Annotated in this window: 26 protein-coding genes; 14 read left to right on the top strand and 12 right to left on the bottom strand. The window is 60.1% G+C overall.

The features are described 5' to 3' along the window. Positions 1–2: 2 nt before the first annotated feature. The 4 genes from pta (at position 3) to Q1A20_RS12835 (ending at position 5,636) form a co-directional block, all read left to right on the top strand. A complete protein-coding gene (pta, locus tag Q1A20_RS12820; RefSeq protein ID WP_299408279.1) occupies positions 3–1,001 on the top strand; it encodes a phosphate acetyltransferase in 999 nt (332 codons plus the stop codon). Positions 1,002–1,016: 15 nt separating this feature from the next. Beyond that, on the top strand, positions 1,017–3,830 hold the full coding sequence (locus Q1A20_RS12825) for a molybdopterin oxidoreductase family protein (RefSeq protein WP_299917037.1): 2,814 nt from the start codon (positions 1,017–1,019) through the stop codon (positions 3,828–3,830). Between the two features lie 172 nt (positions 3,831–4,002). Then, complete coding sequence (locus tag Q1A20_RS12830; protein ID WP_298974528.1) at positions 4,003–4,764, top strand: 4Fe-4S dicluster domain-containing protein; 762 nt, start codon at positions 4,003–4,005, stop codon at positions 4,762–4,764. Then, entirely contained in the window at positions 4,764–5,636 is an 873-nt protein-coding gene (locus Q1A20_RS12835) for a DmsC/YnfH family molybdoenzyme membrane anchor subunit (RefSeq protein WP_299408284.1), read from the top strand. Before Q1A20_RS12830 ends, Q1A20_RS12835 begins: the two co-directional genes overlap by 1 nt. Here Q1A20_RS12835 and Q1A20_RS12840 read toward each other — a convergent pair. Together Q1A20_RS12840 and dapA are read right to left on the bottom strand one after the other, a co-directional pair. Continuing rightward, entirely contained in the window at positions 5,633–6,796 is a 1,164-nt protein-coding gene (locus Q1A20_RS12840) for a M20 aminoacylase family protein (protein ID WP_299917040.1), read from the bottom strand. The two genes, Q1A20_RS12835 and Q1A20_RS12840, sit on opposite strands and share 4 nt — an antisense overlap. Positions 6,797–6,899: 103 nt before the next feature. Then, positions 6,900–7,775, bottom strand: a complete 876-nt coding sequence (dapA, locus tag Q1A20_RS12845; RefSeq protein ID WP_299408288.1) for a 4-hydroxy-tetrahydrodipicolinate synthase — start codon at positions 7,773–7,775, stop codon at positions 6,900–6,902. A 127-nt stretch (positions 7,776–7,902) separates the two neighbouring features. On the opposite strand from dapA, the gene Q1A20_RS12850 reads away from it, so the two are divergent. Next, complete coding sequence (locus Q1A20_RS12850; protein ID WP_299917042.1) at positions 7,903–9,876, top strand: lytic transglycosylase domain-containing protein; 1,974 nt, start codon at positions 7,903–7,905, stop codon at positions 9,874–9,876. On the opposite strand, the gene Q1A20_RS12855 is transcribed toward Q1A20_RS12850, so the two are convergent. Together Q1A20_RS12855 and mnmD are read right to left on the bottom strand one after the other, a co-directional pair. Continuing rightward, complete coding sequence (locus tag Q1A20_RS12855) at positions 9,841–10,710, bottom strand: DMT family transporter (RefSeq protein ID WP_299408293.1); 870 nt, start codon at positions 10,708–10,710, stop codon at positions 9,841–9,843. The two genes, Q1A20_RS12850 and Q1A20_RS12855, sit on opposite strands and share 36 nt — an antisense overlap. Next, positions 10,707–11,384 carry a tRNA (5-methylaminomethyl-2-thiouridine)(34)-methyltransferase MnmD gene (gene mnmD, locus Q1A20_RS12860; protein ID WP_299408296.1) on the bottom strand — a complete coding sequence of 226 codons (678 nt, stop codon included), beginning with the start codon at positions 11,382–11,384 and terminating at the stop codon, positions 10,707–10,709. Before mnmD ends, Q1A20_RS12855 begins: the two co-directional genes overlap by 4 nt. Before the next feature lie 63 nt (positions 11,385–11,447). Here mnmD and Q1A20_RS12865 point away from each other — a divergent pair, with 63 nt between their 5' ends. Both Q1A20_RS12865 and Q1A20_RS12870 read left to right on the top strand, forming a co-directional pair. Further along, the gene (locus Q1A20_RS12865) at positions 11,448–12,479 is read left to right on the top strand and encodes an FAD-binding oxidoreductase (RefSeq protein WP_299408297.1); all 1,032 of its coding nucleotides are present in this window, start codon (positions 11,448–11,450) and stop codon (positions 12,477–12,479) included. A 76-nt stretch (positions 12,480–12,555) separates the two neighbouring features. Beyond that, positions 12,556–12,972 (top strand): VOC family protein, encoded by a 417-nt coding sequence (locus tag Q1A20_RS12870; protein ID WP_299408300.1) that lies wholly within the window; start codon positions 12,556–12,558, stop codon positions 12,970–12,972. On the opposite strand, the gene Q1A20_RS12875 is transcribed toward Q1A20_RS12870, so the two are convergent. From Q1A20_RS12875 to Q1A20_RS12890, 4 genes are all read right to left on the bottom strand, one after another. Beyond that, the gene (locus Q1A20_RS12875; RefSeq protein ID WP_299408302.1) at positions 12,969–13,511 is read right to left on the bottom strand and encodes an NADPH-dependent FMN reductase; all 543 of its coding nucleotides are present in this window, start codon (positions 13,509–13,511) and stop codon (positions 12,969–12,971) included. The two genes, Q1A20_RS12870 and Q1A20_RS12875, sit on opposite strands and share 4 nt — an antisense overlap. A gap of 113 nt (positions 13,512–13,624) precedes the next feature. After that, complete coding sequence (locus Q1A20_RS12880) at positions 13,625–14,293, bottom strand: OmpA family protein (protein ID WP_299917045.1); 669 nt, start codon at positions 14,291–14,293, stop codon at positions 13,625–13,627. A 133-nt stretch (positions 14,294–14,426) separates the two neighbouring features. Continuing rightward, a complete protein-coding gene (locus tag Q1A20_RS12885) occupies positions 14,427–15,293 on the bottom strand; it encodes a bifunctional helix-turn-helix domain-containing protein/methylated-DNA--[protein]-cysteine S-methyltransferase (protein WP_298974510.1) in 867 nt (288 codons plus the stop codon). Between the two features lie 51 nt (positions 15,294–15,344). Beyond that, positions 15,345–16,430: a Hint domain-containing protein gene (locus tag Q1A20_RS12890; RefSeq protein ID WP_299408306.1), complete on the bottom strand. Its 1,086-nt coding sequence runs from the start codon at positions 16,428–16,430 to the stop codon at positions 15,345–15,347. A 146-nt stretch (positions 16,431–16,576) separates the two neighbouring features. Here Q1A20_RS12890 and nth point away from each other — a divergent pair, with 146 nt between their 5' ends. Genes nth through Q1A20_RS12905 form a run of 3 tightly spaced genes read left to right on the top strand, consistent with a single transcriptional unit; the run spans position 16,577 to position 18,803 of the window. Further along, positions 16,577–17,221 carry an endonuclease III gene (nth, locus tag Q1A20_RS12895; protein WP_299408482.1) on the top strand — a complete coding sequence of 215 codons (645 nt, stop codon included), beginning with the start codon at positions 16,577–16,579 and terminating at the stop codon, positions 17,219–17,221. After that, a complete protein-coding gene (locus Q1A20_RS12900) occupies positions 17,218–18,204 on the top strand; it encodes an adenosine kinase (RefSeq protein WP_299408308.1) in 987 nt (328 codons plus the stop codon). The genes nth and Q1A20_RS12900 overlap by 4 nt, the downstream gene beginning before the upstream one ends. A gap of 2 nt (positions 18,205–18,206) precedes the next feature. Next, a complete protein-coding gene (locus Q1A20_RS12905) occupies positions 18,207–18,803 on the top strand; it encodes an N-acetyltransferase (protein WP_299408310.1) in 597 nt (198 codons plus the stop codon). Here Q1A20_RS12905 and Q1A20_RS12910 read toward each other — a convergent pair. Both Q1A20_RS12910 and Q1A20_RS12915 read right to left on the bottom strand, forming a co-directional pair. After that, a complete protein-coding gene (locus tag Q1A20_RS12910; protein WP_299408313.1) occupies positions 18,800–19,282 on the bottom strand; it encodes an RNA pyrophosphohydrolase in 483 nt (160 codons plus the stop codon). The two genes, Q1A20_RS12905 and Q1A20_RS12910, sit on opposite strands and share 4 nt — an antisense overlap. Then, positions 19,279–19,737 (bottom strand): GNAT family N-acetyltransferase, encoded by a 459-nt coding sequence (locus Q1A20_RS12915; protein WP_299917049.1) that lies wholly within the window; start codon positions 19,735–19,737, stop codon positions 19,279–19,281. Before Q1A20_RS12915 ends, Q1A20_RS12910 begins: the two co-directional genes overlap by 4 nt. Positions 19,738–19,845: 108 nt before the next feature. On the opposite strand from Q1A20_RS12915, the gene Q1A20_RS12920 reads away from it, so the two are divergent. The 4 genes from Q1A20_RS12920 to Q1A20_RS12935 all read left to right on the top strand — a co-directional run bounded on the left by Q1A20_RS12920 (position 19,846) and on the right by Q1A20_RS12935 (position 24,301). Further along, a complete protein-coding gene (locus tag Q1A20_RS12920) occupies positions 19,846–21,873 on the top strand; it encodes an NADPH-dependent 2,4-dienoyl-CoA reductase (protein WP_299917051.1) in 2,028 nt (675 codons plus the stop codon). 142 nt (positions 21,874–22,015) lie between these two features. Further along, positions 22,016–22,510: an RNA polymerase sigma factor gene (locus Q1A20_RS12925; RefSeq protein ID WP_299408321.1), complete on the top strand. Its 495-nt coding sequence runs from the start codon at positions 22,016–22,018 to the stop codon at positions 22,508–22,510. Beyond that, positions 22,507–23,244 carry a hypothetical protein gene (locus tag Q1A20_RS12930; RefSeq protein WP_299917052.1) on the top strand — a complete coding sequence of 246 codons (738 nt, stop codon included), beginning with the start codon at positions 22,507–22,509 and terminating at the stop codon, positions 23,242–23,244. The genes Q1A20_RS12925 and Q1A20_RS12930 overlap by 4 nt, the downstream gene beginning before the upstream one ends. A 151-nt stretch (positions 23,245–23,395) precedes the next feature. Then, on the top strand, positions 23,396–24,301 hold the full coding sequence (locus tag Q1A20_RS12935; protein ID WP_298974494.1) for a LysR family transcriptional regulator: 906 nt from the start codon (positions 23,396–23,398) through the stop codon (positions 24,299–24,301). Positions 24,302–24,377: 76 nt separating this feature from the next. Here the strand turns inward: Q1A20_RS12935 and Q1A20_RS12940 are convergent, their stop codons facing one another. Then, positions 24,378–25,334, bottom strand: coding sequence for an OmpA family protein (locus Q1A20_RS12940; RefSeq protein ID WP_299408325.1), 957 nt, complete (start codon positions 25,332–25,334; stop codon positions 24,378–24,380). Beyond that, positions 25,331–25,903, bottom strand: coding sequence for a peroxidase-related enzyme (locus Q1A20_RS12945; RefSeq protein ID WP_299408328.1), 573 nt, complete (start codon positions 25,901–25,903; stop codon positions 25,331–25,333). Before Q1A20_RS12945 ends, Q1A20_RS12940 begins: the two co-directional genes overlap by 4 nt. Positions 25,904–25,905: the final 2 nt, after the last annotated feature.

A 25,905-nucleotide genomic window follows, 5' to 3' on the forward strand; every position in this document is an offset into this window, starting at 1 on the left:
CCATGAGCGTTCTGCGCGCCCTTTCCAACCGCGCAGCCGCCCGGCCTGCCCATATTGTCCTGAGCGAAGGTCACGATCCCCGGATCGTGGCCGGCGCCATCGCCGCCGTGCAGGCCGGAACCGCCCGGATCACGCTGGTCGGCGCGCGGGACGATGTCACCGCACAGCTTGTTGCTGCCGGTGCGCCCAACAATCCCGCCATTTCAATCGAAGACCCCGCCACCTCCGCGCTCAGCGCTGGTCTTGCGGAGGCGTTCTACGCGTTGCGCAAGCACAAGGGCGTGACGCCCGAGATCGCCGAGACGCAGGTGCTGAACCCGCTGGTCTTCTCCGCCCTGATGGTCCGCGAGGGGCACGCTGACGGCACCGTTGGCGGCGCTGTTGCGACCACTTCCGACACCGTGCGCGCTGCCTTGCAGGTCATCGGCAAGGCCAAGGACGCGCCGCTGGTGTCCAGTTTCTTCCTGATGGCGCTGCCCGAAGGCCACCCTTCCGGTCGTGACGCCATGATCTTTGGGGACTGCGGTCTGGTGATCGAACCAACCGCCGAGGAACTCGCCGCCATTGCTGTCGCCTCCGCCAATTCCTGCCAGCAGCTGCTGGGCGTCGAGCCGCAGGTCGCGCTTTTGTCCTTCTCCACCATGGGCTCGGCCAAACACGCCGCTGTCACCAGGGTGAGCGAAGCCGCCGCCTTGCTGAAGGCCAACCATCCCGACCTCAAGGCCGATGGCGAGTTGCAATTCGATGCGGCTTTTGTGCCCGAAGTTGCGGCCTCCAAAGCCCCCGGCTCCCCGACAGCAGGGCATGCCAACGTAATGATCTTTCCCAACCTCGACGCGGGCAACATCGGCTACAAGATCGCGCAGCGCATTGGCGGCGCCGATGCCATCGGCCCGACCCTTCAGGGTCTCGCCAAACCCGCCAACGACCTCAGCCGGGGCTGCACCGCTCAGGATGTGACCAATATGATCGCCGTGACCACCCTTCAGGTCGCCCGCTAACTTCAGGAGCTTTCCATGAACCAGCCCGTTATCGATCTGAGCCCGAAAGTCTCTGATGAGGTGCGCAAGACCACGTGTTACATGTGCGCCTGCCGCTGTGGCATTAACGTGCACATGAAGGATGGGAAAGTTGCCTATATCGAAGGCAACAAGGACCATCCGGTCAATCAGGGCGTGCTCTGTGCCAAGGGCTCGGCGGGCATCATGCAGGTCAACGCGCCCTCGCGCCTGCGCGCACCGCTGAAACGCGTGGGCGAGCGCGGATCAGGCGAGTTCGAAGAGATCTCATGGGATGAGGCGCTGCAAATCGCCACCGACTGGCTGGATCCCGTGCGCAAGGACAATCCCGAAAAGCTGGCGTTTTTTACGGGCCGTGACCAGTCCCAAAGCTTCACGTCCTTCTGGGCGCAGAACTTCGGCACCTGCAACTACGCAGCCCACGGCGGCTTCTGCTCGGTCAATATGGCCGCGGCGGGCATCTACACCATGGGCGGCGCTTTCTGGGAATTCGGCCAGCCCGATTGGGACCATACCAAGCTCTTCATGCTTTTTGGTGTCGCCGAAGACCACGACAGCAACCCGATCAAGATGGGCATTGGCAAGATCAAGAAACGCGGCGCGCGCGTCATCGGCGTGAACCCGATCCGCACCGGCTATAACGCCGTGGCCGATGATTGGGTTGGCATCACCCCGGGCACCGACGGGCTGTTCATTCTGGCGATGATCCACTGCCTGATGAAGGCGGGCAAGATGGATCTGAACTACCTCGCGCAATACACCAACGCGCCAGTGCTGGTGATCAACAACCCCGGGGCCGCCGATCACGGTCTGCTGATGCGCGATGAAAACGGCAAGGAACTGGTGATCGACCGGAACACCGGCAAGCTCACCCCCTTTGACCAGCCCGGCGTCAAGCCGGACCTCGCCGCCACCTATGAAGCAGACGGCCAGAACCACCGCCCGGTCTTCCACCAGATGGCGGAAATGTATCTGGACGAGCAATACGCACCAGAAAGCGTTGCGGAGCGTTGCGGTATCCCCGCAGGCCGCATCCGCGCCATTGCCGCTGAACTGGCGCGCGTGGCCTTCGAGGAATCCTTTGAACTCGACCACGCATGGACCGACTTCCGGGGTGAGAAACACGACAAGATGGTGGGCCGCCCGGTCTCCTTCCACTCCATGCGCGGCATCTCCGCCCATGCCAACGGGTTCCAGACCTGCCGCGCGCTGCACATGCTGCAGATCATCCTCGGCACGGTCGAGGTGCCGGGCGGCTTCCGCTTCAAACCACCCTATCCGAAACCGGCCACCGCCCACCCCAAACCGCACTGCAGGGTGACGCCGGACACGCCGCTTGATGGCCCGCACCTGGGCTTCGTGCACGGCCCCGATGATCTCGCGCTCAAGGAAGACGGCACCCCTGCCCGCATCGACAAGGCCTTCACCTGGGAAAACCCGATGTCGAGCCACGGGCTGATGCATATGGTGATCTCCAACGCCTACGCAGGCGATCCCTACAAGATCGACGTGCTCTTCATGTATATGGCGAACATGTCGTGGAATTCCTCGATGAACACGCGCGGCGTGATCGACATGCTGACCGACAAGGATGAGAATGGCGACTACGTCATTCCGAAACTAATCTATTCGGATGCCTATAGCTCCGAGATGGTCGCCTATGCCGATCTGATCCTGCCCGACACCACATATCTGGAACGCCACGACTGTATCTCGCTGCTTGATCGTCCGATCTGCGAGGCCGATGCCGCGGCAGACGCCATCCGCTGGCCGGTGATCGAACCCGACCGCGATGTGAAAGGCTTCCAGTCCATGCTCTGCGAACTGGGCGCGAAACTGCAATTGCCCGGTTTCATCAACGCCGATGGCAGCCAGAAATACGCGGACTACGGTGATTACATCGTCAATCACGAGCGCAAGCCGGGCATCGGGCCACTGGCTGGTTTCCGGGGTGAGAACGGCGATAAATCCGGACGCGGAGAGGTGAACCCGAACCAGCTGGACCGTTACATCGAAAACGGCGGCTTTTTCGTCGAACACATTCCTGCTGGCGCCAATTACTACAAACCTTGGAATACCGCCTATCAGGATTGGGCGGTGGGCATGGGCATCTATGACAAGCCCGAACCCTACCTCTTCTCCCTTTACTCCGAACCGATGCGGAAATTCCAGCTGGCCGCCGAAGGCCACGGCGAGCGGCAGCCGCCCGAACACCTGCGCGACCGGATCCGCGAAAAGATGGCCCCGCTGCCAATCTGGTACTCCTCCGAGGAGGAAAACAAAGCGGACGAATACCCCGTCACCGCGCTCACCCAGCGCCCGATGGCGATGTACCACTCCTGGGGCTCGCAAAACGCCTGGCTGCGGCAGCTGCACGGGCACAACCCGCTCTACTTGCCGACAAAGCTGATGCGCGAAAACGGTTTGACGGATGGTGATTGGGCCAAGGTGACCTCCCCGCATGGCGAAATCACCGTGCCGGTGCTGGAGATGGCGGCGCTGAACGAAAACACCGTCTGGACATGGAATGCCATCGGCAAGCGCAAGGGCGCCTGGGCACTGGAGGAAAACGCCCCCGAAGCCACACGCGGTTTCCTGCTGAACCACCTGATCCACGAGCTACTGCCCCCGAAAGGCGACGGCCTCCGCTGGGCCAACTCCGACCCAATCACCGGTCAGGCCGCCTGGTTCGACCTAAAAGTGCGCCTCGAAAAGGCCGCAGCACCGGACGAATCCCAACCAGGCTTCGCGCCAATCAAGTCACCCGTGGGTACCGGCCCAAAAGACCTGACTTGGAAGGTGGGCGAATGACCCTGCTTCTTCTGGCCGTAAATATCCCGGGGGAGCGCGCCGCGCGCGCGGGGGCAGAGCCCCCAAACCTCAACGGTCTCCTACTCAATCGCATACGATGCACCGACGTAACACCCGCGCAAAACCGACGTGATACCGGCGTTGCACCGACAGCCAGAAAAGAGGGCCTCTCATGACCACTCTGCCAGCCAAAACCGAAAAGAAACTGGGGCTCGTCATCGACCTCGATACCTGCGTCGGCTGCCACGCCTGCGTGATATCCTGCAAAGGATGGAATACCGAGAATTACGGCGCGCCACTCTCTGATCAGAACGCCTACGGTGCCGATAATTCCGGCACCTTCCTGAACCGCGTGCACAGCTTCGAGGTACAACCAGAAGGTGATGCGGCCGCTCAGCTGATCCACTTCCCCAAATCCTGCCTGCATTGCGACGACGCTCCCTGCGTGACCGTCTGCCCCACCGGCGCCAGCTACAAGCGTGTCGAAGACGGCATCGTTCTGGTCAATGAGAGCAATTGCATCGGCTGCGGCCTCTGCGCCTGGGCCTGCCCTTACGGCGCCCGCGAATTGGATCAGGCCGAAGGTGTCATGAAGAAATGCACCCTCTGCGTCGACCGGATCTACAACGAGAACCTGCCCGAAGAGGACCGCCAGCCCGCCTGCGTACGCACCTGCCCCGCCGGCGCCCGCCACTTTGGCGATCTTGGCGATGAAAACAGCGACGTCAGTAAACTGGTAGCGGAGCGCGGCGGCATGGATCTGATGCCCGAGCAGGGCACCAAACCGGTCAACCAATACCTGCCCCCACGTCCGAAAGACACGATCCCGGAGTCGGGACCTGAATTCGATGTGCTCGCCCCCTTCCTCGAACCGGTTGCGGAGGAGCCAAAAGGCTTCCTCGGCTGGCTCGACAAGACCTTGGAGAAACTCTGATGCATCCGGCACCCTCTGTCATTTTCTTCACGACGTTCAGCGGCCTGGGCTTCGGATTGTTGTTTTTTCTGGGGCTCGGCTACCCCGCTGTCACCGGCTGGATGGCTTTCGCCTTCTTTGCGATCGCCTATGCGATGGCCGTGGGTGGCTTGCTGGCGTCGACCTTCCACCTGGGGCGTCCTGAACGCGCGGTCAAAGCCTTCACCCAGTGGCGCTCCAGCTGGCTGAGCCGGGAAGCATGGTGTGCCGTCGGCGCCCTGGTTCTGATGGGTCTCTATGCTGCGGGATTGGTGTTCTTTCAAACCCGCATCGCGATCCTTGGCATTCTGGGCGCGGTGATGTCGCTGGCCACGGTTTTCACCACATCGATGATTTACACGCAGCTCAAGACCATCCCGCGCTGGAACATGAACATCACCCCGGTGAAGTTCCTCTCCCTGTCGCTTGCGGGCGGCGCGCTCTTTGCCGGACAGGTTTCGATTGCCCTGGTCCTGCTGGTGATCGCCGGACTTGTACAAGTCTTCACCTGGGTTGAAGGCGATAAGGCACTGGCCGCATCTGGGACCGATATGGCAACCGCCACGGGGCTTGGCAGCATTGGTAAAGTCCGGGCGTTCGAGCCGCCCCACACCGGGACCAACTACCTGCTGCGCGAATTCGTGCATGACATCGGACGCAAGCACAGCCAGAAACTGCGGGCAATCTCACTGATCCTGATGGTCGCCGTGCCCTTCGTGCTGCTGATCCTGCCGTTCTCGCACTTCTTCGCGCTGCTGGCGGTGATCAGTCACGTCGCGGGCGTGCTGACCGCGCGCTGGCTGTTTTTCGCAGAAGCCGAACATGTGGTGGGTCTCTACTACGGCAAGCGCTAAAGCGGCAGCCTGCATTCCACGACGCGGGCCATGATCGACGCGCCGATGGGCAGGATCTCCTCGCCCAGCACAAATCCCGGGTTATGCAGCGGCACCGTGCCGCTGTGGCCCAGGTTGCAATAGGCGCCGGGCACAACCTTGAGCATGTCGGCAAAATCCTCCGACCCGGTGACCGGCGTGTTTTCGGTTGAGGTATTTTCCACTCCAACGATGTCGGCCGCCGCTTTCATATAGGCCTCCGACAGATCGGCATCATTGATCAGAACATCGAAGACATTGCGCAGATCCAGATCGATCTCGACACCATGAGCTGCCGCAAAGCCTTTGCATATCTTCTCCATACGCTCGGCTGCAACTGCGTAAATCTCATCCTTGAAATAACGAATGGTGCCGGCCAGATGCGCTTTTTCGGGCACGACGTTATAGGCACTACCGGAATGGATTTGCGTGACCGACAAGACGCAGGTTTCCAGCGGGTCGATATTCCGGCTGAGGATGGTGTTCAATTGCGCCGCCAAGGTCGTCGCAACCATCAAGGCATCGCGACCTTCTTGCGGCATCGCCGCGTGGCTTCCGAGACCCTGGATATTGATGTCAAAGAAGGCAGCCCCGGCGAGTGCGGGCCCTTTGCAAATGCCGAAACGCCCCGGACAACCTGTTGGATAATTGTGCATGCCGAAAATCTCGTCACAGGGAAAGCGGTCAAAGAGCCCTTCTGCGATCATGCCGCGCGCGCCGCCGAGGCCCTCTTCGGCGGGCTGAAAGATCAACACCGCCGTGCCATCGAAATCCCGTGTCGCGGCCAGATGCTTCGCCGCTCCCAGCAGCATGGTCGTATGCCCATCGTGACCACAAGCATGCATGACGCCGGAGGTGGTCGAGGCATAGTCGAGATCGCTGGCTTCCAGGATCGGCAAGGCATCCATATCCGCCCTGAGGCCAACGCGCCGATTGCCCTGCCCTTTGCCGTGGATCAGGGCGACAACGCCCGTCTCGGCAATCCCCGTATGCACCTCATCAGCGCCGTAGCGCGTCAGCACATCGGCGACGATCCCGCTGGTACGGCGCTCCTTGAAACCGATTTCCGGATGCCTGTGGAAATCGCGAAAAATCGCTTCCAGCTCCGGGGTGCTTTCGGAAATGATCGGCAGAATGTTCATGATGGCCTCCTCCCAGCGTGCAATGTCCGCACAAAGCCCGAGGCCATCATGACGTGTTTGAAGGCGATTGGAAGAGGTGGCGGGAGTGATCCCGCCAACCCCGTCAGTTTGTCAGACCCGCGTGGCGCAGGCCGTCATCCACCAATCCACGTGTCGCGTCCGACAGGCCGGTCAGCGGCAGCCGCACCTCATCAGAACAAAGATCCAGCCGCGACATGGCGTATTTCACGCCCACAAGCCCAGGCTCGGTAAAGATCGCCTTGTGCAGCGGCATCAAACGGTCCTGAATATTCAACGCAGTGCCATAATCCCCGGCGCGGCAAGCCGCCTGCATGTCGCTCAACAGTTTTGGCGCCACATTGGCCGTCACGGAAATGCAGCCGACACCGCCCTGCGCGTTGAAGCCATGCGCGGTCGCGTCTTCACCCGACAGTTGGATGAAATCCGACCCGCAGGTGATCCGCTGGTCACTGACCCGCGCCAGATCGCCGGTGGCATCTTTCACGCCAACGATACGCGGCAGTTTCGCCAATTCGCCCATGGTCTCCGGCGACATGTCCACAACCGACCGACCGGGAATGTTGTAGATGATGATCGGCAATTCGCAACAATCGTGCAGCGCGGTGAAATGCGCGATCAGACCGGATTGCGTGGGTTTATTGTAGTAAGGCGTGACAACCAGCACGGCATCCGCGCCCACTTTTTCCGCATGGCGGGCCAGCCGCATCGCTTCGATGGTGTTGTTGGACCCCGCGCCAGCAATCACCGGGATGCGCCCTGCGGCCGCTTTCACGACCTCTTCGACGACGATCTCGTGTTCGCGGTGGGTCAGGGTCGGGCTTTCACCGGTTGTGCCCACCGGGACCAAACCGTTGCTGCCTTCACCGATATGCCACTCGACCAGCTTCTTGAGGGTCTCAAGATCCAGCTCGCCGTTCCTGAACGGCGTGACGAGGGCAGGCATTGAGCCTTTGAACATGTGCACGCTCCTTTTTTAATTTGGCCGGCAAATGGCCTGAGATTAACCACATTTCAGCATGATCGTGATTTGATCCACGACTATGAAGTTATATGTATCAGAGGCTCTAGCCCTCAAACGCTGGGAAATGCAAGTGATCAGACGCTGGCTGACGACACTGATTTTGGTTTTAATGACTGCGGCACCGGCTTTGGCGGAACGGCCCAGACCCCTGGCATGGGCAATGGATGCTCTGCGAGACGGCGATTGGCGCACAGCTGCGAAAATTGCCGCGCGCGACGGTGACGTCGCCGCAGACGTTATTGAATGGTCGCGCTTGCGCGCTGGCAAAGGGTCCTATCGCGAGGTCACGGCCTTTCTGGAGCGGCGCCCCGATTGGCCGGGCGAGCCCTATTTGCGCAAGCAATCCGAACGCGTCGTGATCAAAGAAAAAGATTCCGACGTGATCGCGTTCTTTGCCGAATACGCCGCCCAGACGCCGGAAGGTGTGCTGCGCCATGCCGAAGCCCTTGCACGCAGCGGATCACCCGAAAAGGCAAATGATATTCTGGTGTCTGCATGGCGTTCCATGCCAATGGGATCGAGCGCCCAGTCGCTCTTTCTGGTCAGCCACAGCGCCTTGTTGAAAAAACATACCGTCGCTCGGCTGGATGCGATGCTATGGGATGGTGCAATCGAAAACGCCCGGCGGCTGTTTGATCTGGTACCCGCTGCGGACCTGGCCGTGGCCAATGCCCGGATTGCCCTGCGTGCGCGGGCAAATGGTGTGGATGCATTGATCGCGAAAATCCCGGGGAGCCATGCAAAAAATCCTGGGCTGCAGTACGAAAGATTTGTCTGGCGCGCGCGGAAGGGCCGCTGGGATGATGCGAAATCTCTGCTGCAAGCCACATCCACCAGTGCCGAAGCGCTTGGTGAGCCCGAAGCCTGGGGCAGCCGTCGCCGGTCCATGGCGCGCGATGAAATGCGCGATGGCAATGCCGAGCGTGCCTATGAGATTGCGTCGCGGCATTTCCTGACAGCCGGATCGAATTACGCCGATTTGGAATGGCTCTCCGGATACATCGCGTTGCGCAAGTTGAACGAGCCGGAAACGGCGTTGCAACACTTCAAGAATCACGGCGCTGCTGTGCGCTCTCCGATTTCCAAGGGGCGCGCGGGTTATTGGCAGGGCCGGGCGCTGGAGGCGATGGGCGATGTCGCAGCGGCTGATCAGGCCTATGCGCGGGGCGCACAGTATCAGACATCATTTTATGGTTTGCTGGCCGCGGAACGTGCAGATTTGCCCTTTGATGACGCATTATTTGCGGATCGCGCCCCCGGCGACTGGCGGGAGGCACCGCTGGCAAAATCACCTGTTTTCATCGCAGGGTTGTTGTTGCAGGCCTCAGGCGAACTCGATCTGGCGGAGCGGTTCTGGACACACCTTGCGGAAAGCCTAAACGAGGAAGAAGCCATGCTGCTGGCCGAAGCCGCATTGGATGCCGAACAACCCCACCTCGCCGTAATGATTGGCAAACGGACAGCGCGGCGCGCGGTGGTTGTGCCACGCGGATATTATCCGCTGCATTCGGTGGCGGCCCAGGACCTTCCCATGGCCCGCGATATGGTGCTCGCCATCGCGCGACGGGAAAGCGAGTTCGACCCGCGAGTGCAAAGTGGTGTGGGCGCCCGTGGGCTGATGCAGATCATGCCGGCGACAGGGCGTGAGGTTGCGGCCTCTCTTGGACGCAAAGGCGAACACAGCACGGATCGGCTGACCTCAGATCCCAAGTATAATGCAGAGCTTGGTGCGACTTATCTGTCCAAACTTGCGGCACGGTTCCGCGGAAATGTGGTGATGATGTCAGCCGGATATAACGCTGGTCCCAGCCGCCCGGACCGCTGGATGCTGACCTATGGGGACCCACGCAGGGGCGACGTCGACATCGTCGATTGGATTGAACACATTCCATTTCGGGAAACACGCAACTACGTCATGCGTGTGACCGAAAGCCTGCCCATCTACCGCGCGCGACTGGGCCAGGAGCCGCTGCCGCAGAGCTTCACCGAAGAATTGATGGGCTCAACGTTGCTGCCGTTCGCGCCAAAGGGTGAATAGACCCGCGGCGACAATGACCGTCACACCAAGGGCCACATTGGGCCGAATAGATTCGCCAAAGATCATGATCCCCAGCGCGGACGCAAAGACCAGCTGGAAATAGGCGAAGGGTTGCACGGCGCTGGCCTCAGCGACTTCGTAGCAGCGTATCAGCAGCCAATGGCCGGACGCGCCGGTCACACATAGAAGCGCCATCCACATCCAATCCACACCCGTCATGGGTTCCCAAAACCAAATGCCAATGATGGTCATCGTGATGGCACCTGCGGTACCGGTCCAGAAAAAGCTGGTTGCTGTGCTGTCTTGTCTGGCGACGAACCGGGTCAACAGCCCGTAAAGTGCAAACATCAGGGCTGCCAGCAAGGGGATCACTGCGTAGGGGTCAAAGACTGAAACGCCCGGTTGAAAAATGATCATGACCCCAACGAACCCCACGCCGATCGCCGCCCACCTACGCCACCCGACTTTTTCACCCAGCAACGGACCAGAGAGCGCCGCGACCAACAAAGGGTAACAGGCAAAGACGGCATGGCTTTCGACCAGTCCCAAAAGCGTGAATCCCGTTACCATGACGCAGACCTCCAGAGCGAGCAGGACGCCGCGAAACCCTTGGACCAGAGGTTGTTTTGTCTGCGCCGCCGCGCCTATGCCGCCGGCCTTTCTGCGCGCTACCGCGATGACAAACGCCGCAAAGAACCAATAGCGTACCATCACCACCAGATAAACATTATAGGCGTCGGCAAGATGCCGTGAGATGCCATCCTGAAGCGCAAACACGATGGTGGTCAGCAGCATCAGGATGACGCCAAGACGAACATTGTTTGTCTGCGTCACGATCTCAGCACTCCGACCGACATATGCCGCTTGCGACCATACCCCTTGGTTCTTGTGACCGCGAATCCTGCGTCCGTTAGCGCGCGGCGCACAAATCCGGCCGCCGTATAGGTGGCAAAGCTGCCCTTGCTGGCTGTGTGGAACGCGACCTGTTTCAGAATGGCATCCGACCAAAGCTCAGGATTCTTTGCTGGCGAAAACCCGTCCAGGTACCACGCATTTGCCTTATCGGACCAGGTTTGAAGTTCAGTGCTGGCATCGCCGACCAACAGGTTCAGCACGACATCCTCACCAAACTCGATAGGACCGCCCTCCGGACTCCACAGAGCAACCAGGGCAGCGGCCAGGTCATGCAGTTCCGGAAAAGCGGCCAACGCCTTTTCAATCTCCGGTGCAGACATCGGGTAGGCCTCAAAACTCGTAAACTTCAGACGCCCCGCGACACCGAATTGCCGCCAGGCGCGAACGGTTGTCAGGAAATTCAGACCTGTCCCAAACCCCAGCTCCGCCACATGGAAACCGTCACGAAAGCGTTCAGGCAACCCATTGCCTTGCAAAAACACATGGCGCGTTTCTTCCAATCCGTTTTCGAGGCTGAAATATGGGTCGTCAAAACGGTTGGAAACAGGCACACCATTCGCGTTCCAGGTTACATCTGCCGACTGGTTCTGCACGGATGGTCCCTATAATGTCGCCGAAAACTGGCGCGACACTGTGCGACATGACAAGGATTTGCAATGGTCGATATCACCATACGCGGTGCAGGTATTTTCGGCCTGTCAATCGCGTGGGCCTGCGTGCAGCGCGGTGCAAAAGTCCAGATTATCGACCCCAATGGCGCCGGGTCTGGCAGCAGTGGCGGCGTGGTCGGTGCCCTGGCCCCGCATGTGCCAGAGAATTGGAATCCGAAGAAAGCCTTTCAACTGGACAGCCTGCTCATGGCGCAAAACTTCTGGCAAGAGGTTGAAGCAACGGGTGCGGTCTCTGCGGGTTACACACAGTCCGGGCGGATCCAGCCGATTTTGGACGCAGCAGGGCTGGCGCTTGCAAAACAGCGGACGGAAACGGCGCCGGTCCACTGGGGAAACAAGGCAACCTGGTCCGTCGAGAAAATCGGTGATGACGCCTGGATGCCTGCGTCACCAACGCGATGGGTTATCCGGGATACATTGAGCGCACATCTGCATCCGCGCCGCGCCTGCGCCGCTTTGGTCGCGGCCCTGGCGGCACAAGACGTGCCGATCACCTCGGAAGGGAAAGAGCGCGGCAAGGTCATTTGGGCCTGCGGTGTTGAAGGCCTGTCCATGCTGAACGAAGAACGCCCGCGGTTGGTGGGAAATGGTGTGAAAGGGCAAGCTGCGCTCTTGCAATTTAACGCACCGGGGGCGGCCCAGATTTTTGCAGATACGGTGCACATCATCCCGCATCTCGATGGCACGGTCGCCGTTGGCTCGACCTCAGAGCGTGATTTTGACGATCCGCGCAGCACCGATGAAAAACTGGACGACGTCATTGAAAAGGCACGCAATGCCGTTCCAGCGCTGAAAAACGCACCCGTTGTTCAACGGTGGGCTGGTGTGCGTCCACGCGCGCGCAGCCGCGCACCCATGCTGGGGGAATGGCCGGGCCGAACCGGGCATTTCATCGCAAATGGCGGCTTCAAGATCGGTTTCGGCATGGCGCCCAAAATCGCGACCGTGATGGCCGATCTTGTACTGGAAAACCGCAACGACATACCGCAAGGGTTTGAGGTCAGCGCGTCGTTTTAATTGTCCTGCGCTGTTTCAGCGTGCAAGTTTACCGCGACATCCGCGCCCGATCACGCCGACATATGAGGAAACGCTCATGCCGCATACCGAGATACAATGCCGTGTTCGCGCGCTGGATCATCTGGTCCTGACGGTCAAGAGCATTCCCGACACGGTCCGGTTTTACACGCAGGTCCTGGGAATGCGCGGCGAACAGTTCGAAGTTGCGGATGGATCACGCCGCTGGGCGCTGCTTTATGGTCAAAGCAAGATCAACCTGCATCAGAAAGGACGGGAGTTCGAGCCCAGAGCTGCGCACGCGCATCCCGGCACGGCGGATTTGTGTTTTTTGACGGATGCGCCCATCGACGCCTGGATGACCCACCTGGCAACGCATCAGATCGACATCGAGGATGGTCCCGTTGAGCGGTCCGGCGCCATCGGCCCGATCATGTCGCTCTACCTCAGAGACCCAGATGACAACCTGATTGAAGTCTCCGTGCCGCAGGTTTAGCGGTCCACTTCGGCACGCAGGGCCTGCATCAGAGCCGTAAGCTCCCGTATGTACATCTCCCCGGTCAGCTTGCCGTCTTCGTCAAATTGAGCGCTGCAATTCGCAAGGTGTATTTCCGGGCCCTGCAAAATCCGCGGACGGAAGGGCACCATAAAACCCCGCAAAACCATCTGTGCCCGTTCCCCTCCTGCGCGACCCGCAGCGGCGGACATGACGGCGACAGGTTTCCCGTTCCACGGCTTCGCTTTTGTACGGCTTATCCAATCAAGGGCATTCTTCAAAACACCTGAGGGTCCCTTGTTGTACTCGGGCGTGGCAATCAGCACCGCGTCGGCATCGGCGATATCGTCGGAGAGCTTTTGCACGGCTGCAGGCACCCCCTGATCGCTTTCAAGATCGCCGTCGTAGAGCGGAAACCGCAAGTCTGCGAGATCGAAATCGCAATCTTCGAACAGACGCGCCGCTTCCCGAAGCAGCTTGCTGTTTGCAGAGTCTTTGCGCAGCGACCCGGACAAACCAAGAACAGTGTATTTCGCCATAAATATGTCTTTCCGATACCAAAGGATTTCGCGACATCCTGATGGCAATCACCCAAAAGACAAGAGCCCCGGCAGATTACCGGGGCTCTTTGATGCAGTTTTTCAGATATCGCCTACGCAGCGTTCGGCACGATGACGATTTCCACCCGGCGGTTCTGGGCTTTTCCGGCAGCATTCAGGTTGCTGGCAATCGGCTGGTTCTCACCGCGCCCGAAGGTCTGAATACGTGCACCGGATACACCTGCGTTCAGCAGCACACTGCCCACGGCGCTTGCGCGGCGTTCAGACAGCTGCTGGTTATAGGCCGCATCGCCATCGCTGTCGGTATGTCCGATAATCTGGATCGTGGACTGCGGATATTGCTGCAGGTTGCCGGCAACGGTGTAGAGATCGTTTTGCAAATCCGGGCGGACGGCAAAGCTTTCTGTGGCAAAGAGAATATCCTGAGGCAGGCTCACGATCAGACGATCACCGGTGTTGGTGATGGTGACGTTGTCATTGCCGAGCTCTCTGCGCAGATCCGCTTCCTGCCGGTCCAATGAATATCCGATCCCGGCGCCCAATGCGGTGCCGACAACGGCCCCGACAATGGCGCCGTCGCCGCGATTGCCGTCACCCTTTGACAAAGCGCCAAGCAAGGCACCGGCACCCGCCCCAATCAACGCACCCTGCTGCGTCCTGGGCGTATTCGAATTGGCGCCAATCTGGTTTGGATCCGTACAAGCGGCCAGCACCAACGTGCCCGAAAGGGCCACGATCAAAGTGGATTTTGTGAATGTCATAGCGTACTGCCTTCAATGGTTGCGGCCCCGTTCGGGCAGGGCGTCTTGATGTGAACGCGTTCTATATGGCCGCAGTTCCTGCTCAAACCAAGGGGAAAAACCGTCGGCAATAACCCGCCACTGACACAAACCATCAACTTTCCGCGCGCACAGCCTCATAAGCCAGCATGGCGCGTTTCATGGGCAGGCCCCAATGATAGCCACCCAGCCCGCCGGATTTACGCAACGCCCGGTGACACGGGATCAGCCAACTGATCGGATTACGACCCACCGCAGTACCAACCGCCCGCACGGCGCGCGGCTTACCAATGGCCTGTGCAATCTCGGAATAGGTTGTGACCTGCCCCGAAGGAATGCTGAGCAGGGCCTCCCAAACCTTGATCTGAAACGGCGCGCCGATGAGGAAAAGCGGGGCCGTGTCGAGCGTGCCATCACCGGCCCCGAAGGCCTGCAAAACCCACGGGCGCAGCATCATTGGATCCTCTACAAAATCAGCTTTGGGCCACCGCGCCAAAAGGTCCTGCAGGGCGGCCTCCTCCCCCATTTCAGCGGCGAAACCAATGCCACAAATCCCCTTATCCGTGCCCATGACAATGGTCGGCCCAAAGGGGCTTTCGAACCATCCCCAGAAAATCTTCAGCCCGGCCCCACCGCGGGCAAATTCACCGGGGCTCATCGATTCCCACCGCACGAAAAGGTCATGCAGCCGGCCACTGCCAGACAGCCCCAGCGCATGGGATGCCTCCAGCGTGGTGAACTTTTCGCGCAGCAGGGTCTTTGCGTGGCCCAGTGTCAGATATTGCTGATACCTTTTGGGCGACACGCCCACCCAGCGCGAAAAAAGACGTTGGAAATGGGCGACGCTCATCCCCATCTCAGCCGCTATGGCGTCCAGCGACAGGGGGTCTTCGGCTTGATCAATCAGATCGATGGCGCGCCGCACCACCTGATAGTGATAGGCTGTTTCCGATGTATCGGGGAGTGTTTGATGCTGTGTCATGTCTGCACATTACGAAATGCACCCGCATCGCGCGACCCGAAACCTGCGGTTTCAAGCGCTTTGCTTTTCGACAGCGTGGCGTTGATCCACCCCAGCAACCTTGACCGGTTCAATGAGTAGCCGCGCTTCTTTTCGCGACAGACAGGGGCGCGCTGTGCGCTGCTCATATAGCTCCGGGCCCAACACGGCCTTCAACCGCGCAAGGTTGTCCGCCGACATGCGTTTCAATGCTTCGGGACCGGGAAACATCGTTTCCACCCATGCCCCTTGTGCAACAATGACCTGATGCCGCGCGCAGACAATATGCGTGACGGTGTAGTCCTTTTCCGGTGAAATCTGATGTGCCACACCGCGATCCAACCATGCCTTGGCCGGTGCCAGCACCTCGCTCTCGAAGTAAAGCAGTTCCGCCCCCGTTGAGGTTAGCAGCACCCGATGATCGCCGGTTACGTGCAAATCATGGGTGGGAATGTTGGTGCTCAAAGACCCCGCAGGAATGCACAACGGACGATCATCAGGGTTCTTGATAAAATGACTGTATGGGATCCGCGTGCGTCCGATCCACAGAATAGGCTGATATCCATGGTCGCGGGTCAGAACCATGTCTGAGGTCTCCAGCCATTCAACCGGGATTTCGCCCTCCTGCGTCTGGATCATCGTGCCCGGCCCAAAACACGGCACGCTGTCAGCTTCATAGGCTGCGTAGGTTTGCCGCGTGTCGTCGCCATCCGGTCCGCCCAGAAGATTGTCGATGTCCCGCCCACCAACATATGAATAGCTCACGCCCGGTTGCAGCGGCTCGGATGGGACATATCCCATCTTCACCCCGTCAATTTCGATCCTGTCGATTGTGACATACGATCCATCGGGTGCTTGAAGTACCGCGTATTGCTCCCCGTAGATCAACCCGGATGAGACCGGTGTGCCATCAGGCATTGTGACCACACCGGTCTGGTTGGCATCCTCGCCCACCTCGTCATTTTTCTCGTCACCGTCCAGGAAATTATCGTCATCGGTGATTTCAAAACGCACCCGATCAGTACGGAAATCATAGTTCGGATCCAGCGTGAAACTGCCCGTATTGGGGTCGTAGACAAGCGCGTCCGACGAGTAGCCATAAAATACACTGGTCGGCACCGCGGCCTCCTCGCAACAGATGAATGCGGAACCTGACACATGTTGGTGAATATCTTGCTTAAAAATGCTGCGGCTTTTGAGACGCATTTTAAACATCGGCCATGGTTGGCCTTGCTCCCTGCCCGGAATCCTCCCATACCGGAAAAATGGCAAAACAGCTTGGTTATCATACAATCCGCGAGATTTTCACGCGCTTTAGGGACGCAGACCCGGAACCCAAGGGCGAGCTGGAGCATGTGAATGTCTATACTCTGGTCGTGGCCGTGGCGCTAAGTGCACAGGCGACGGATGCCGGCGTGAACAAGGCCACGCGCAAGCTCTTCCAGATCGCCGACACCCCGCAAAAGATGCTGGATCTCGGGATTGAGGGGCTGACCGAACACATCAAGACCATCGGCCTTTTTCGGCAAAAGGCCAAGAACGTCATCAAACTGAGCCAGATCCTCGTCGATGACTATGGCGGCGATGTGCCCAACAGCCGCGCAGCGCTTCAGGGTTTGCCCGGCGTCGGGCGCAAGACGGCCAATGTGGTCATGAACATGTGGTGGCAATTCCCGGCGCAGGCGGTCGACACCCATATCTTCAGGCTCGGCAACCGCACCGGCATCGCACCGGGTAAAACCGTCGAAGCCGTCGAGCGCGCCATCGAGGACAATATTCCGGCTGATTTTCAGCTGCATGCCCACCATTGGATGATTTTGCACGGGCGATATCACTGCAAGGCGCGCAAACCCATGTGCCCCACCTGCATCATCCGCGATCTCTGCCCATTTGAGGACAAAACCTTATGAAAACCTACGAAGTCGTTGGCATCGGAAACGCCGTTGTCGATGTGATCACCCATGCCGATGACACCTTTCTCAACCATATGGGCATTGAAAAAGGCATCATGCAGCTCGTGGATCAGGGTCGGTCGGAAAAGCTCTTTGCCTCGATGAACGACCGCTTGCAAACCCCCGGTGGGGCTGTGGCCAACACGGTGGCAGGCGTCGGCGCCTTGGGGTTGCAGACCGCCTTCATCGGTCGCGTCCGCGATGATGCCCTGGGCCGGTTTTATGCCAGTGCGATGACGGACAATGGCATCGATTTCGTGAACCCGCCGGTGGCGGATGGGGAAACACCCACATCGCGCTGCATGATTTTTGTGACACCTGATGGGGAGCGGTCGCTGAACACCTATCTGGGCATTTCCACCGGGCTGACCTCGGACGACGTACCGGTGCAGGTCTCCGGCAATGCGCGGATCATGTTCCTGGAAGGGTACCTCTTTGATCACGACGCGGGCAAAACCGCATTCCGCGAAGCGGCCCGCGCGACCAAAGCCGGCAACGGGATTTCAGGGATCGCGATTTCAGACCCGTTCTGCGTGGAGCGTCACCGCGCGGATTTTCTTTCCCTGATCGAACATGATCTGGATTACGTGATTGGCAATGAGCACGAGATCAAGTCGCTCTACGAGACGGATCTGGAAACAGCGCTGGCGCGGACGGCTGATATCTGTCCGCTTGTGGTCTGCACACGCTCCGGCGATGGCGTCACCGTTCTGTCCGACGGCCGCCGCATCGATGTGCCGGTGCAGGAGGTCATTCCCGTCGATGCCACCGGCGCGGGCGACCAATTTGCCGCCGGGTTCCTTTACGGTCTGGCCACCGGGCGCGATCTGGAGGTTTGTTCACGTATGGGCAATCTCTGCGCGGCAGAGGTCATCAGCCACGTGGGCCCCCGACCTCAGATCGACATGAAAGAGGTATTCCACAAAGAAGGCCTCGTCTGACCATGCTGACGGACGGGTTACATGCCATTCCACCGGGCAAGGTCGCGATGATCGTGACCTACCTGGAGATGACATCGAAACCCGAGATCAAGCAAAGCACCCTGCCCGAGGGCGTTGCATTCAGGCAGGTGGATGCGGGATTGGACTGGTACCGCGATATCTTCAGGCGCGTGGGGTCGCTGGACTGGCTGTGGTACGGGCGGTTGACGCAGAGCGACGCGGATTTGCTGCAGATCCTGAACGATCCGAAGGTGGAGATCTTCACCCTGTCCCGCGATGGACAGGACGAGGCCTTGCTGGAGCTTGATTTCCGCCAGGACGGTGCCTGCGAGCTTGCATACTTCGGGCTGACCTCAAACCTGATCGGGACCGGTTCCGGGCGTCATCTGATGAACGAAGCGATCCGCCGCGCCTGGGAAAGGCCGGTCTCCCGGTTTCACGTACATACCTGCACCATCGACAGCCCGCAGGCGCTGAGCTTCTATCGTCGCAGCGGATTTACCCCGATACGACAGGCGGTGGAGATTGACGACGATCCGCGTGTCATTGGCGTGCTGCCCAATACCGCCGCGCCGAATGTGCCCAGCTTCCGCCCCTAGATCAGCGCGCTGAACTCATCCATGACGGCAGCATAGACGTCACGCTTGAAAGGCACGATGTTGTCGACCAGCGCATTGGCGGGCAACCAGCGCCATTCCGAAAACTCAGGGTGCTCGGTGGCAATATCGATCTGACTGTCCTCACCTTCAAACCGCATCAGGAACCACTTTTGTTTTTGCCCCCGGTAGCGGCCTTTCCAGAGCTTTGGCACCAGATCGAAGGGCAGCTCATAGGGCAGCCATTGATCGCTGGCCGCCACAACACGCACCAGATCCGCCGTCACACCGGTTTCTTCCCAAAGTTCGCGCAGGGCTGCGGCCTCAGCCGCCTCGCCCTTGTCGATCCCGCCCTGCGGCATCTGCCAGGCGGCAATCTGGCTGTCCCGTCGCTGGCCCACGAAGACCTCGCTGTTGCGGTTGATCAGCATCACACCGACGCATGGCCGGTAGGGCAGCTTCGCAATTTCTTCGGGGGTCATTTCAGCCTCTTCTCCATTTCAGCGCGCGCGAGACTTTGCCCATCGCGCACAACCGTCTCATGATGGATAACCAAAAACCCCATTGCCCGAAAGGCCGGTTGCGCCATGAGGCTTGCGTGGGTCCACAGACACGGCTCCTGCCGCCCCCGCGCCCGCTGCTCAATACGGTTGTAAAGCTTGCGGAAGAGCCCAGTGCCCTGATGCTCCGGCAAAACGAACGCAAGATCGATGTAGCCCCCCGGTTCCACGGTCATGAACCCAGTAATCCGACCCTCGCTCTCAGCCACCAGGGTCTCCAGCCTTGACAGCCGAGCGGCCCACCGCTCCCCCGATGGCGGTTCGGGCAACCACGCGCGGCGCTGCGCTTGGCTATAGGGGCTTGGCCCCTCGCGCACAGCGGCAAAGAAGACCTGCGCCAGTTCCGGTGCATCTGCGGGGGCTGCCCATCGCAACATGGTCCTGCTCCTTGTTGCCACGATCCTTCCATGTGACGCGGCGTTCGACGTGACAGCGCATATGTGAAAATGTGATCTCAGGGCAACCAAAACCGGGGAGGGTTTCGCATGGCCAATTATCCACATCTTCTGGCACCGCTTGATCTGGGCTTCACCACGCTCAAAAATCGGGTGCTGATGGGGTCCATGCATACCGGCCTAGAAGAGACCAAGGACTGGAACCGGGTTGCGGAATTCTACGCGGAGCGCGCGCGCGGCGAGGTCGGCCTGATGGTCACCGGAGGGATTGGCCCCAACCTCGAAGGATCGGTTCTGCCCGGCGCCGCGATGATGGTCAGCCAGCAGGACGTGGACAATCACAGCGTCATCACCAGACGCGTGCATGATGCCGGTGGCAAGATCGCCATGCAGATCCTGCACGCAGGTCGCTATGCCTACGGGCCCAAATGCGTGGCCCCCTCCGCCATCAAATCCCCCATCTCCCCGTTTCCGCCCGCAGCGCTGGACGCAGAGGGCATCGAGAAACAGATCGCTGATATCGTGACCTGTGCGCAGCGCGCGCAAGAGGCCGGGTATGACGGGGTCGAGATCATGGGGTCGGAGGGGTACTTCCTGAACCAATTCCTCGTCACACACACCAACAAACGCGATGATGAATGGGGCGGGTCCTATGAAAACCGCATGCGCCTGCCGATCGCGGTGGTGCGCCGAGTGCGCGAGGCGGTGGGCACCGATTTCATCATCATCTACCGGCTGTCGATGATCGATCTGGTCCCCAATGGCTCAACTCATGAAGAAGTCGTGCAGCTGGCGCGGGAAATCGAGAAGGCCGGTGCGACCATCATCAATACGGGTATCGGCTGGCATGAGGCGCGCATCCCGACCATTGCCACCTCGGTGCCGCGCGCGGCCTTTGCCTGGGTCACGAAAAAGCTGATGGGCAAGGTCGGCATACCGATAATCACGTCGAACCGGATCAATACGCCAGAGGTGGCCGAAGAGGTGCTGGCGGATGGCTGCGCGGATATGGTGTCCATGGCGCGCCCGATGCTGGCCGATGCCGATTTCGTGGCAAAAGCCATGGCGGGGAAATCCGCACAGATCGCGCCCTGCATTGCCTGCAATCAGGCCTGCCTCGATCACACCTTCAGCGGCAAAATCTCCAGCTGTCTGGTCAATCCGCGCGCCTGCTATGAGACCGAACTGCAGATCACCCCGGCCGAAGCGCTCAAATCCATTGCCGTCGTTGGCGCTGGACCCGCGGGGCTTTCCGCCGCCATGACGGCCGCCGAGCGTGGCCATAAGGTGACGCTCTTTGACCGGGCCGCGGACATCGGCGGCCAGCTCAACATGGCCAAACAGGTCCCCGGCAAGGAAGAGTTTTGGGGGCTGGTGGACTGGTACCGCACCATGGTCGACGATCTGGGCATCGATCAGCAGCTGGGCCGCGAGGTCGGCGCGTCGGATCTGAAAGGATTTGACGAGGTGATCGTCGCCACCGGCGTTGCGCCGCGCGACCCGGAAATTCCCGGCCAGTCCGCACCCCATGTGGTCAGCTACATTGATGTGCTGCGCGGCAAGGTCGCGGTGGGCAAACGCGTGGCCATCGTCGGCGCGGGCGGCATCGGGTTTGATGTGGCAGAATACCTTGTGCATGAGGGGACCAGCCCTACTGAGAGCCTGCCGGATTGGATGCGCGAATGGGGCGTGGCGGACCCGGCTGAGCACCGATCCGGCCTCGCACCCGAAGGCCCGCAACCGCACGCGCCCGCACGACAGGTCACGCTGCTGCAGCGCAAAGCGGAGAAACCGGGCAAGCGTCTCGGCAAGACCACCGGCTGGATCCACCGCGCAGCGCTCGCGATGAAAAACGTCAAGATGATCGGCGGCGTGAATTATGAACGGATCGAGGACGGCGGCATCATGGTCTCGCACGGCGAGGCACGGGAAAACCCAACACTGATCGCGGCGGACACCATCGTGCTCTGTGCGGGTCAGCTCTCTGATCGCTCTCTGGCCGATACGCTGGAGGCACAAGGGACCCCCTGCCATGTCATTGGCGGTGCCGATGTTGCCGCCGAACTGGATGCCAAACGTGCGATCAATCAAGGCACCCGCCTCGCAGCAGCGCTTTAGACACGGCATGTGATGAAGCGAAAGTGACACAGATTACAATAGGCTGACATTGTTGGCGCGCCCTGGTTCGCGTAACCTGCATCGATCATGACGCAGGACAGAAGCCATCGGCCTTTTTAGCAATACCTCAAGCGACAAAGCGGTGCGGGAGGGGCTGCCCGATGCCTATCCGGCGCTCTGGCGGTTCTGCATCTCGCTGACCGGTCGCAAGGATTGGGCGGAGGAAGTCGCGCAAATGACCTGTCTTCGGGCCATCGAAAAGGCAGATGGTTTTGAACCCGGGACCCATCTTGACCGCTGGCTGATGCGGATCGCACACAGGCTTTGGCTGAACGAGTTGCGCGCCCGCAAGGTGCGCACGGCGGGCGGGCTTGTGCCTGTGGAGGAGCAGGATCTTGCAGATCAGAAAAATAACAGCGCGGAAGCGAATATTTTCGTTTCTGAAGTGTTTTCCCAGATAAACGCCCTGCCTGATGCACAGCGACATGCGGTCACGCTGGTTTACGTGGAAGGAATGAGCTACCGCGAAGCTGCAGACATTATGGAGATTCCGATCGGCACCGTGATGAGCCGGTTGGCCGCTGCACGCAAGACGCTGAACACGAAGATGCCGGATGAACAAAGGTCGACCCTATGACGGACGCCGCACATATCACGGACGAAGACCTGACGGCCTACCTTGATGATGAGGTAACCGCTGAGCTGCGTGCGCGGATTGAAACGGCGCTGCAGGTCGACCCGGCGGTCAAGGCGCGCCTGACAGGATTGACGCTGGATATCGCCAGCCTGCGCCGCGACATGCTGGCCAGCTACCCGCCCGCGCCGCCGCTGCCGGAAATGCCGGTCGCACCAAATGCGCACAGTTCCACCGGCATATTCGCCACCGGACTTGTGGCAGGGCTGGCCATCAGCGGGATCGTCTTTGCCTCATTCCTTGCGCAACCTAAGCCCGCAGAAGGCTGGGCTGGTTTCGTGGCAAGCTACCAGATGCTTTACACCGCCGAGACGCTAGATGTGGTGGATCAGAGCGACGCGGACACCCGCGCGCAGCTGCAACGCGTCTCCGCCGCAGTGGATCTGGACCTGAGCATCCTGCCCGAGATCGATGGTTTGACCCTGAAACGCGCGCAGGTCCTTGGATTTCGGGGGCAACCCCTGGTGCAGATTGCCTATCAGGATGCGGATGGCACACCCGTTGCACTGTGCATTATTCTCGCTGATGGGCAGGCACCGCTTGCCCTGACCGAAGGCGAGGCGAGAGGCCTTCAGACCGTACGCTGGAACCGCGACGCGCACGGATTTCTACTGATCGGCGACATGGATCCGGCACCGCTGCGGCAAGCAGCAGAGGTTTTTGCCGCGGCCCTTTAGGCGCGATTTTCCGCCGGAATTGTGGCCATCGCGTTTCCACGCCCTCAACGATCCATGCAAAAACCGCGATACTGTCTCACCTCCGCCGCGTTCCTGCCCGAATTGGTGCGCATAACCATTTTCGGAACTGACAGAATAAAAGGGGAAGGCAATGGACCGCCTCACGGAAATGGAAGCATTCGCCACGGTAGTGGACCAGGGCGGCTTCACTGACGCGGCCAAAAAGATGGGGATCTCAAAATCTGCTGTCTCAAAACATGTGTCTTCCCTCGAAGCGCGCCTCGGTGCGCGCCTGCTGAACCGGACAACCCGCCGGGTCAGCCCCACAGAAATTGGTCTGGCCTATTATGACCGCGCCCGTCGTGTCCTGAATGACGCGGGCGAAGCGGATGCGCTGGTCACATCCATGCAAAGCGCGCCCTCCGGCCTGCTGCGCATCTCGGTCGCGACAGATTTCGGGGTAAACCACCTGTCGCCTGTGCTGAGCGAATTCCTGTCCGATTTCCCGGACATTACGGTCAATATGGTGCTGAACAACCGGTACGTTGAGCTGATCTCAGAAGGCTTCGACATGGCCGTGCGCATCGGTGAGCTGGAAGACAGCTCCCTGCGCGCCCGCAAACTGACCGAGACCACAAAGCGTATGATCGCCAGCCCGGAGTATTTTGAAAAATACGGCCGACCGGAAAAGATCGACGACCTGAACAACCACAAACTGCTGCATTACTCCAACCAATCCTCAGGCAACGTCTGGAAACTGACGGCCCCTTCGGGCGAAAAACGTCAGGTTCGTACCGCGGGCTGGTTGAGTGTGAATGACGGGCAATCCCTGCTGAACGCTGCGATTTCCGGTCTCGGCATCGCCTATCTGCCCAGCTTTCTTTATGCGGACGCCATGGACAAAGGGCTGATCGAAGACGCGATCCCTGACCTGCCCCTAGAGACCCAAGGCATCTATGCGGTCTACCCGCCCGGGCGTTTCACGCAGCCCAAGGTCCGCGCCTTCATCGACTTTCTCGTCCACGCCTTTGCCGAAAAAGGCCCCTCGGACTGGTAATTAAATCTACACCCCCCTCGGTGACCTACCCCTCGGAACATTCATGTTCCGGGGGTTTTTTCTTTGGCACTGGGGGTCACTCGACGTTCAGAATAATGGCTTCGACACGGCGGTTTTGCTCCCGCCCTTCGGGTGTCAGATTTGTCGCCACGGGCGCCAGATACCCCATGCCCTCAGCATCCAGCCTGCTTGCGTCGATACCGTATCCATCTATCAACCGGGTCCGGACAGCGCGGGCACGTTCACGCGATAGGGTGATGTTCACCGCCAGATCCCCGACCGTATCCGTATGCCCGACAAGCGCCACGCGCAGATCGGGGCGGCGGGCGAGCGCTTCGGCCAGCTGCGCCAGCGAGGCAAAGGGACCCGCGCCAAGCTCCGACGTCCCGGTGGCAAATTCGAGGTCCTGAAGAATGACAAACCCCTGCGCCAGAAAATCCCCCGTTGGGGGTGTGCGGCCTTCGCCTTGACCCGCGCTCCCCGGATCGGCGCGAGGTACAGGCGTTGTCGCATCGCCATTTTCCGCAAGTGCAGAAGCTGCAACCGCATTGATGATCTGCACATAGGCCGACGCCGCCGTGACGCTCGCCAGAACCGTGAGGGCCTCGGACGGGTTGTCGGCAGGGCCTTTGAATGCAGTCAGGTACCGATATGAGGCGATATTGACATACATATTTGGCCCCGGCAGCACCTCGATGGCGAAGCGAAAGTCAAAGCCACCGCAGGCTGCGCTCTCACACTCGAAATCAATGCGGTAGCCAAGATCTTCGATCTGCTGGCGCAGGGGCGCCATGACCTGCAACGAGGTCAGACCGCCGGTATCAATGCGCCAGGCGGTGCGTGTCACAGAGCCTTCGAGGGTCTGCATCGGCACATGCGCGCCATCAAAAGCGCCCAGCGGCGCGTTAAAACTGTCAAGCTCAGTCGCGCGTTCCACCGTCCTGCTGGCACCTGCGGGCAGGGCCAAATCAGCGGCAAACACGCCCGGCGCGCCGCAAAGCAGTGCGACTGTCAGAAGCGCGCGCAGGGTCATCTGCTCTGCGCGTGGTAGTCTTCGTTCGGGCGCATGGCAGTGGCGCTCGCCACCCGGTTCGTCATGTTGAAAAAACCTGCCACATTGGCGATGTCCCAGATATCCTGATCGGTAAATCCGACCTGGCGCAGGGCATCGCGGTCGTTTTCTTCGATCGTCGCACTTGCGGTTGTCATCATCGCGGCGAAATCCAGCATCGCACGCTGGCGTGCATCGAGCTTGGCCACCCGGTAGTTCATCACCAGCGCCTCACCCAGCATCGGATCACCAGACATCGCGCGCACCGCGGCACCATGCGCCACAAGGCAGTAAAAACACTTGTTGATCGAGGAGACGACCACCGCGATCATCTCGCGTTCCAGCTTACTGAGCCCGGAGGGGGCCAACATCAGATTGTTGTAGACGCCCGTGAAAGCATCGAGTTTCTCAATGTCAAAGGCATAGGCGCGCAAGACATTGGGCACCATGCCCAATTTCTCCTGACAGACATCGAAATACTTCTGCGTCGGGGCGGGGAGCGGATCGACCATGGGCAGGTTCAGGGCCGTCGGGAGTGCGGTATCAGCCATGG

Source organism: uncultured Roseobacter sp. (assembly GCF_947501835.1).
Taxonomy (GTDB): Bacteria; Pseudomonadota; Alphaproteobacteria; order Rhodobacterales; family Rhodobacteraceae; genus Roseobacter.